General features: G+C 54.9%; 7 protein-coding genes and 2 pseudogenes. 4 read left to right on the forward strand and 5 right to left on the reverse strand.

Going from position 1 to position 8,554, the window contains the following annotated elements:
- From CFR80_RS19950 to CFR80_RS15835, 3 genes and pseudogenes are all read left to right on the forward strand, one after another.
- Positions 1–321: pseudogene (locus tag CFR80_RS19950) on the forward strand (hypothetical protein); the annotation flags it as partial.
- A pseudogene (locus CFR80_RS15830) lies at positions 311–802 on the forward strand (ATP-binding protein); the annotation flags it as partial. The pseudogenes CFR80_RS19950 and CFR80_RS15830, both read left to right, overlap by 11 nt.
- 357 nt (positions 803–1,159) lie before the next feature.
- A complete protein-coding gene (locus CFR80_RS15835) occupies positions 1,160–3,418 on the forward strand; it encodes an AAA family ATPase (protein WP_110507686.1) in 2,259 nt (752 codons plus the stop codon).
- Between the two features lie 187 nt (positions 3,419–3,605).
- On the opposite strand, the gene CFR80_RS15840 is transcribed toward CFR80_RS15835, so the two are convergent.
- Complete coding sequence (locus CFR80_RS15840; protein ID WP_011251552.1) at positions 3,606–3,995, reverse strand: PIN domain-containing protein; 390 nt, start codon at positions 3,993–3,995, stop codon at positions 3,606–3,608.
- Positions 3,995–4,261, reverse strand: a complete 267-nt coding sequence (locus tag CFR80_RS15845; protein WP_016738498.1) for an AbrB/MazE/SpoVT family DNA-binding domain-containing protein — start codon at positions 4,259–4,261, stop codon at positions 3,995–3,997. The genes CFR80_RS15840 and CFR80_RS15845 overlap by 1 nt, the downstream gene beginning before the upstream one ends.
- Positions 4,262–4,469: 208 nt before the next feature.
- On the opposite strand from CFR80_RS15845, the gene CFR80_RS15850 reads away from it, so the two are divergent.
- Positions 4,470–5,063, forward strand: a complete 594-nt coding sequence (locus tag CFR80_RS15850; RefSeq protein WP_061507212.1) for a recombinase family protein — start codon at positions 4,470–4,472, stop codon at positions 5,061–5,063.
- 166 nt (positions 5,064–5,229) lie between these two features.
- Here CFR80_RS15850 and CFR80_RS15855 read toward each other — a convergent pair whose 3' ends face one another.
- Genes CFR80_RS15855 through CFR80_RS15865 form a run of 3 tightly spaced genes read right to left on the reverse strand, consistent with a single transcriptional unit; the run spans position 5,230 to position 8,503 of the window.
- Positions 5,230–6,852 (reverse strand): type I restriction-modification system subunit M, encoded by a 1,623-nt coding sequence (locus CFR80_RS15855; RefSeq protein WP_110507687.1) that lies wholly within the window; start codon positions 6,850–6,852, stop codon positions 5,230–5,232.
- Positions 6,849–8,069 carry an AAA family ATPase gene (locus CFR80_RS15860; protein WP_110507688.1) on the reverse strand — a complete coding sequence of 407 codons (1,221 nt, stop codon included), beginning with the start codon at positions 8,067–8,069 and terminating at the stop codon, positions 6,849–6,851. The genes CFR80_RS15855 and CFR80_RS15860 overlap by 4 nt, the downstream gene beginning before the upstream one ends.
- On the reverse strand, positions 8,066–8,503 hold the full coding sequence (locus CFR80_RS15865; RefSeq protein WP_110507689.1) for a restriction endonuclease subunit S: 438 nt from the start codon (positions 8,501–8,503) through the stop codon (positions 8,066–8,068). The genes CFR80_RS15860 and CFR80_RS15865 overlap by 4 nt, the downstream gene beginning before the upstream one ends.
- Positions 8,504–8,554 lie beyond the last annotated feature (51 nt).

Here is an 8,554-nt window from a genome sequence, read left to right on the forward strand (position 1 = left end):
GAACTGAATGGAACTTCCATCGCAGAAACCATCTTGGCCAGCAGTCTGAACACTGCAACAACAGGCCGGACATATGGGTGCAAACGACACGGTCACACCACTATTTTCCCCCTTGCAAGACAGAGCCGTCCACATATGGCTCTTGAAGATGGCGTGGCGACCAAGACCCATGTTCTCAATACGCTGCATCGCCTGATTGATGCCAAAAGAACCGTGGTTCTCCGGCTTGATGCTCCACAGGCCCTGGTGCTCGAACACGAACCGTGCGCCGATACAGGGCGCTATGACATCCTGCGTGGGGACAGTCGCCATGCGTCATGATCCTGCCGCCGCCTCACTTGTCGTCATGCTCCGTGGACTGCGGATGTATGGCATGGCCCAGGCCACGGCTGACCTCATTGAGCAGGGCGCGCCCGCCTTCGGGGCGGCCATCCCCATTCTCTCGCAGCTTCTGAAGGCGGAACTGGCCGAACGCGAAGTGCGCTCCATCGCCTACCAGACAAAGACAGCCCGGTTCCCCGCCTACAAGGACCTGTCTGGGTTCTCCTTTGCCGACACCCAGGTCAACGAGCCCATGGTCCGCCAGCTTCATGGCGGGGACTTCATCGAGCGTGCCGAAAATGTCGTGCTGATCGGCGGCCCGGGAACCGGGAAAACCCACCTGGCGACCGCCCTGGCCATCCAGGCGATTACCCATCACCGCAAGAAGGCGCGCTTCTGGTCAACGGTCGACCTGGTCAATGCTCTTGAACAGGAGAAGACTGCCAATCGGGCCGGGCAGATACCCTTTAGAGCATCCCGAAACCAGACATTCCGTCCCCCTGAAGGGTTTCGGGCGCCGCCAGGCGTACGAAAGTCTGGGAAGACCGAACCCGCGACACCGGGACTCAGTTATGGGGAATTTGCAACTGACGCCACCCCTCCCGCGAAGGCTTTCATTCCATTCCGATCGTTCAAATAACCCGTGAGATGTTCTGAAGGTCGATATTAACTCATGAACCGGCTACGCGTCAGTCAATTGACTCAGTGTAAGTGTTTGAACTCCATCTAATCCATAACCAATCTGGCACATCACTACACTAGGCTTTACTCTGGCTCCCAATGCTGGCGCGGAGCGAATCAGGCCGGTAGAGAACGACAGATCGAAGAGGCTCGGGGCGTGTTTCTGAAGAAAATTACGACGATCAAGAATGTCGGCCGGTACAAGGCCGCACGCATCAGCGGTGGTGAATATGGCCGCTTTACCCTAATCTATGGTGGTAATGGACGCGGTAAGACGACCTTGTGCGCAGTTCTACGCTCGCTCCAGCGCAACGAGCCCAAGCTCATCCAACGCCGAAAAACCTTCTTGGCTACATCGGAACCTGAGATCGGGCTCCTACTTGACAGCGGTTCGGTTCGATTTTCAGGAGGTGCTTGGACTGCCGCACAGCCCGGCATTCATATTTTCGATCAGCAATTCGTCACTGACAATATTCATGGCGGTGATCAGATCGATGTCGAGCATCGTCGTAATTTCTATCGTATTGTCGTCGGTCCCATAGGCGTCGCCTTGGCCGAGAAGGTTGATCGGCTCGATGCCGATGCAACCATGAAACAATCAGAGATCAAATCTGAAAAGAAGGCTCTGGAGCAGCACTTGCCCGCCGGCATGAAGTTGGAGGCATTTCTGAAGCTCGCGGCGGATGCCAATATCGACGACAAAATCGACAAAGCGACGAAAGCGCTCAGGGCGATCAACAATGGGGCGACGATCGCGTCGCGCAACACCTTAAAAGTGCTGGCGCTGCCTACCTTGCCGGACGGTTTTCTCGATCTGTTGGCCAAAGGCGTCGATGGGATCGCCGCCGATTCTGCGGAACGGGTTCAGCAGCAACTTGCCCAGCATAACTTTCGCAATGGCGGCGAGACGTGGTTGTCGCAGGGGCTGTCACACGTCGTCAGCGATCACTGTCCGTTCTGCGCGACATCGCTCGACGGTAACAATTTGATCGACGCCTATCGCGGATATTTCAGCGACGCCTACACAGCGCATAAGGCTGCCATCACCGACATGAGCACCGCGCTTGACCGAGCACTTTCGTCGACAACAGCGCTCAAGGTTGAGCAGAGCTTTATGCAGGTCTCGACTGATGCCGAGTTTTGGAAAGCCTATTGCGACCATGGCTATATTGGTTCCGGCAGCGCTAAGCGTATTAGCGGCGAGGTCGAAGCCTTGTTCGATGCGGCCAAGGCGCTGCTGGCGGCAAAGGAGGCCGCGCCGTTGGAGCCGATAAAATCATCCATAGCCTTCATTGAGGCGCAGGCCACTTGGTCTGCGACGATTGTGGAACTGGGAGCTAACTTAGCGACGTTTGCAGAGGCAAATCGCCGCATCCAAGCGGTGAAGGATGCCAATGCCGTAGCTAACAAAGCGAACGCCGAAGCGACGCTTGCTAACCTTCAAGCAGTGAAGACGCGGCACTCGGCACCGGTGCTCGGTTTGGCGTCTAACTATACCACTCTACTGAACGAAAAAATGGCTCTCGTTACTGCAAAGGATACAAAGAAAGCCGAACTAGACAACTATGACCAGCAGATTCTTGGTGCATATGAGGCCGACATAAATCAGTTTTTAACGTCGTTCGGCGCAAGTTTCCGCCTCGCACAATGTGGCAAGAGTTATGTCGGCAAGGTGCCGCAATCGACCTACTGCCTTCGCTTTGATACCAGCGATATCGATGTGACGAGAGCCAATGCCGATAATCCTAGCTTCGACACAACCATGAGCGCCGGCGACAAAAACACCTTCGCACTCGCTTTCTTCCTGTCTCAACTCAAGCGCGATCCCGACATCGCGAACAAAATCGTCGTGTTCGATGATCCCTTCACCAGCCTTGATGACTTCCGCAGGGCGATGACTGCAAGGGAGATTGTGCGGACAGGCGAACCGGGAAAGGCAGCGCAAGTCATCCTACTCAGCCATGACAAGTTCTTCCTTGATGCCGTGCGCGGCATGATTCACGGCGCGACATGCACGCCACTCCAGATCTCGGCCAGCGCGGGCGGTTCGTCGATCGAGCCTTGGGACATCGAGCGCGAGGTCAAAGAAGGCTATCTGCATGATCACATGCGGCTGCAGGACTTTGCCGAAGGACGCAGCGGTGATGCGCGTGACATGAGAACGGTCATGCGGCCATTGCTGGAAAAATATATTCGCTACCGCTTCCCTAATCAGATTCTCGAAGGAAAGTGGCTAGGTGAGATGCTGGCAATCATTCGAGCAGACACAGCCCATCCGTTGACGCCGCAATATGGTGATCTTGACGACATCAACAATTATACTGCGCCGTTCCATCACGACCCAAACACTACGTTCGTCGAAGACGAGGTACGGACTTATGCTCAGCGGACGATCGCGATCGTGGGAGGCTGTTAAACGGCGAACATCTTGGAAGCTGTGAATAGTGCTGCTTCCAATCTATGTCTGCTTTCGGAAAGTCATGCATCCCGGTTAAATGGCAAGAATTTAGGCGTAAGCGGTAGGTCCGCTTTTTCTAGCAGCTCCCCCGGGGTTTGGGTGGCTGCGGAACAGAAAACCTACACAAGATTTACAACCAGTAAGTCTATCGAATGAGAACCACTTCAACGCCGATTGCTTCAGCAATTTCAGCCCATGCCCGATCTGCCGTGACCGCAGGGAGATCCAATTTTTTAGCTAATGCCAGACAGGCGCGGTCTCCGTGGCTGAGACCGACCCGCTTGGTTGCATCGCGCATTAATCCGGCCGTCAGAGCCAGGTTGTGATCAAGAGGCCGCACGTCTAGGCGCAGAGCTGCGATAAGTTCGGATATTCCTTCGGCCGGGACGCCTTTATCAACAGCCTTAGAAACGATTTCCTGCAGGTTAACGGCGGAGATGGCTGCATCTCTCAGCCAGCGCCGAGCTTCTTCAGCTCCCGTTTCTTCGTTCAGGTCCGCAAAGACAGCGGACGTGTCGATGACGCAAATCGGCATCAGCGCTGCACCTTATTGTCATGGTTATCCAGCGTATTTTCTGCGCGTCGTTCAGCAATGACTTCGTCGGCAATCGAGGTCCCGGCCGGGACATATTTTCGGAACAATGCTCTGGCTCGATCAAGCGAGGCATCGGGTGTTATCAACCGAACCTCCCCGTCCACGATCTCCGCCATGACTTGGCCGCCTTTTTCGACGCCAAGTGACTTGCGCAGACCCACCGGCAGGACAAGTCGGCCATTCGGCATAACATTGACACGAATCATATTACTGATCTCCGGCACCATAAGGTTAAGGCCTCGGTCGAGGTCATATTTACAATGTAGGTCATTTTATGCGTCATTGCCATAAGTTCCTCCTGTCCGAAAACGATCGTTTTCGGACAGGGGCGAAGCAATCTGTCCGTAAATTACCTTTACAGTATTTCGAACATAGTCCATATTTCGGACATCCTATTCGGACGAAATGATCCCCATGCCACGCACCTTTGCCTATGTTCGCGTCTCTACAGTCGGTCAGACGACCGAAAACCAGATTCAGGAAATTGAAGCAGCCGGTTTTCGGGTTGAGCCGCGTCGCGTCGTTACCGAAACTATTTCCGGGAGTACCTCCATCGCGCAACGGCGTGGCTTTGCTCGCCTCATGGATCGACTGGAAGCTGGAGATGTTCTGATCGTGACCAAGCTTGATCGTCTTGGTCGCGATGCAATGGATGTCAGCACCACGGTTAAAATGCTGGGAGCCATGGGAGTGAAGGTTTACTGCCTCGCTCTTGGTGGTGCTGATCTGACCAGTTCTTCCGGCACAATGACGATGCAGGTTCTGAATGCTGTCGCACAGTTTGAGCGGGATCTGCTGATCGAGCGCACGCAGTCTGGTCTCAGGCGGGCAAAGTCAGAAGGGAAGACCCTGGGGCGGCCTTCCGTACTGTCAGAAGGTGAGAAGCAAAGCGTCCTCAACGACCTGGCGGAGGGTATGAGCGTATCTGCACTGGCCAGAAAATTTTCTACAAGTCGCCAGACTATTATGCGGGTTCGAAGTGAAAGCTTTTCCCCCGGCTCCGTCTAGCGGTAGGTCTGCTTACGCCCTCATCGTGGACATGAGAGGGACAGAAGCGACTTCCGCATAGCGGACATCATTGGTTCAAAGGCCTGCGCCTAGTTTTAGCCGAAAGCGTTTAGTTCGGTTTCAGACGAAAGGATAGAAAAGAAGACAGCTGATATTTACGTTCACTTTACAACGACCTAGGTAATTCAGTGAGGCCGAGCTCCTTCAAAAACGAGTTATGCCTCGACGTTGCTTCTCGGATCTGTTTTTCGATCTTGCCCAACTCCTTCTGTGTGGCATCCAAGTCGATTTCTTCCTCGCCCACGGCGGTGCTGATGTAGCGAGAGATGTTGAGGTTGTAGCCTTCCTCAGCGATGCGCTCCATGCTTACACGCTTGGAGTAGAGGTCCTCCTCCTTGCGGAACTGGTAGGTCTCGATGATCTTACCGATATGCTCATCAGTGAGCTGATTCTGGCGTTTGCCCTTAGCAAAGTGTTCTGCTGCGTTGATGAAAAGCACGTCATCCGGTTTCTTGCATTTCTTTAGAACAAGGATGCAGACCGGGATGCCGGTGGAATAGAACAGGTTCGCCGGCAGTCCGATGACCGTGTCGATGTGGCCATCTTTCAGCAGCTTGGTTCGGATCCGCTCTTCCGCCCCGCCCCTGAACAGTACCCCGTGGGGGAGGATGACGGCCATCACGCCCTCATCCTTCAGGTAGTGGAATCCGTGCAGCAGGAAGGCAAAGTCCGCGGCCGATTTGGGCGCCAGCCCGTAGTTCTTGAACCGCACATCATCGCCCGTCGCCTCGGTCGACTCCCAGCGCAAGCTGAAGGGCGGGTTGGCCACGATGGCATCGAAGGAGGGCTTTTTGGCCGGATTTAACTCGCGCAGGATGTCCCAGTCGTTGGTCAGCGTGTCGCCGTGGTAGATTTCGAACTCCGTGTCCTTCACGCCGTGCAGCAGCATGTTCATGCGCGCGAGGTTGTAGGTGGTGATGTTCTTTTCTTGCCCGTAGATTCTGCCGATGCCGTGCGGCCCCATACGCTTGCGCACATTGAGCAGCAGCGAACCGGAGCCGCACGCGAAATCTAGCACGCTGGCGAGCCGATCTTTCTTTCCGGTCGCGGGCTCCTGGCTGTCCAGCGTCACGATCGCGGAAAGGATGTCTGAAACCTGCTGGGGGGTATAAAATTCGCCCGCCTTCTTCCCGGAACCGGCAGCAAACTGGCCGATGAGATATTCGTAGGCGTCCCCCAGTGTATCTACATCGGAGGAGAAGTTGGCGAGCCCTTTGGCGATCTCAGTGATGATGGCGCAGAGTTTGACGTTGCGATCAGCGTACGTCCGTCCGAGTTTGTCAGAGCCAAGATTAATTTCCGAGAAAAGGCCGCCGAACCTGCTTTGGAAAGACTCGTTCTCGATGTATTTAAAGCCCGCCTGCAGGGTGTTCAGTAGTTCGTCGTTCTGGGTGCGCGCCATATGGGCGATGCTGGTCCAGAGGTGTTCTGGCTTTATTAGGTAGTGTGCCTTGAGTCGCATCTGCTTCTCAAAAGCCGCAACATCATCGGGGTTCTCCGCGTACCAAACAGATAGGGGCGAGCGCCCACCGTTGCCGATCGCGTTGGGATTTGGGTAGTCGCGCCCGAGTTCTTTCTTCGCAGCCGCTTCGTAATTGTCAGAAAGGTAGCGCAGGAAGAGAAACGACAGCATGTAATCGCGGAAATCGTCCGCATTCATAGCACCGCGTAGCGTATCCGCGATATTCCAGAGCGTTTTGCCCAACTGCTTTTGGTTTTGGTCGTTCATTGTGCAGGTGCTTCCTCAGGAGCGGGTGCCGGTGCCGTGGGTTGCGCGGGAACAATTCTTGGTAGGGTGAACTCAAACCGCGTGATGAACTCATTCAGGATGCGGCGGAAAAGTGCCTTATTGTCCTCGCCCATTTCAGTCGGTTCGTGAATGGCATAGGCGCCATGACTCAGCAGGTTCAGAGCACGGTGGAACAGCGCTTGATCCTCTTCGTTGTCCAGCGCTCTCAAGCAGAAGTCTATCTTGGGATGACCGAAGAAAGAGGCTGTCTTTTCCATGACGCTGCGCAAGGCGTTGAAGTGGAAGGTGTAGAGCTTCCCCTTGTCGGGATCGGCGGCACGCTGCAGCTCGGCTAAAGTGGCGACGTGATGGAAAAAGGGCGTATCCTCGCTCGCCTGAAGCGTGTAAGCGCCGTCGCCGTTTGGGCGGTGCAGGAAATAGCGCTTGTGGGTGATCTTCGGTTCGCCATCGGGCCGCCTGCCCATTTCATTGCACATTACGTTGAAGAACAGCGCGTGGTGGGACGAGAAGATCACCTTGATCGGGGATGGCCCACCGGCAGCATCCTTCCGCGTGGCTGCCCGGCGGAGGAGCTTGGCAAGATCGCAGGCCACGGAAATCGCGTTGTTGTCATCGAGCGACGAGATCGGGTCATCGATATAGAGGTACTTCTTGCCCTGATAAGATTCATGGCCATCCAGCATGCGTTCGCAGATGGCCATGAAGATGCACCAGACAAAGATATTCTGTTCACCCCGCGAAACCTTTATGTTGGACTGATCGCCTTTTCGGAAGCTCACAAAATCAGGCTTAGAGATGGTCTCGTTGCCCTGCTGAACATCTTTATAGGTGAAGTCGAATTCGAAGTCCGCGTATCGCGAGAGATAGAGATCAATCGTCTCTTCTAGCGCGAGTTCCGTCATCGCGTTGAAGAAGGACGATTTCTCGTTCAGCTGAAGACGGCGCACGCTGTCACCTTCAAGGTCGTTCTCCCAGACGAACAGATCCTCAGTAAAGGCGTTGAAATAGAGCGTGTCGGGCGTCCCGGTCGGGTTCTTCTTGGTCTTGCGTTTGCCTGCGTCCTTGAACTCCATCGACAGGCGGGTCTTACCTGTGCGGTTATAGGCATACAGCAGCACAAGATCGGCATCGTTCAGATCGTCCCGCAGCCGAGTCACCAACTTGCCTAAGCTCTGATAGGTGCGGACGCTGCTCATGCGTCAACCTCCCCGACCCGGGGGAAAAGCTGCTGCATCAGCCCCTTCTTGTGGGTATTGAGGATGTCGAGCTTTCGGGTCTCGGCGGCAATGAGGTCATCAAGGGAGGTTAGGCAATCGGCGATGCGTTCTTGTTCGCGAAGTGAAGGAATCCCTGTCTCATAAGCCAGCAATGACTCACGGTTTACCTTAGGGATCTTGCTGCGATCAGAGTGCCTCGTTGCATACTTGAGGAAAGTGTTTGACAGAAGTAGATAGGCGAGAAAGAACCGAGACAGCTTCCCACTAGTCGGTCGTATTGGATAAATTTCGGCGCTGCAGATACCTTCAAAATCTGGCAGGGCTACTTTATTGAGCGCCGGGCGAATCTTTGAATAGAGGACATGTGAGGTGGTCCCGTCCGTTCGGACAGCTTTGTGGGCTTGATAAGCTATACCCGGTTGTTGTTATGCCGCCCTTCTGACGGCGTTGCTGTTGGCTATCTG

It is taken from the genome of Komagataeibacter oboediens (assembly GCF_003207815.1).
Classification (GTDB): Bacteria; Pseudomonadota; Alphaproteobacteria; order Acetobacterales; family Acetobacteraceae; genus Komagataeibacter; species Komagataeibacter oboediens.

Coding starts and splice junctions, on each gene's coding strand:
- CFR80_RS15840 (WP_011251552.1), bottom strand. CDS start 3,995: ATGCCGATTTGCGTCATCGACACGTCCGCTGTCTTTGCGGACCTGAAC.
- CFR80_RS15845 (WP_016738498.1), bottom strand. CDS start 4,261: ATGATTCGTGTCAATGTTATGCCGAATGGCCGACTTGTCCTGCCGGTG.
- CFR80_RS15850 (WP_061507212.1), top strand. CDS start 4,470: ATGCCACGCACCTTTGCCTATGTTCGCGTCTCTACAGTCGGTCAGACG.
- CFR80_RS15855 (WP_110507687.1), bottom strand. CDS start 6,852: ATGAACGACCAAAACCAAAAGCAGTTGGGCAAAACGCTCTGGAATATC.
- CFR80_RS15860 (WP_110507688.1), bottom strand. CDS start 8,069: ATGAGCAGCGTCCGCACCTATCAGAGCTTAGGCAAGTTGGTGACTCGG.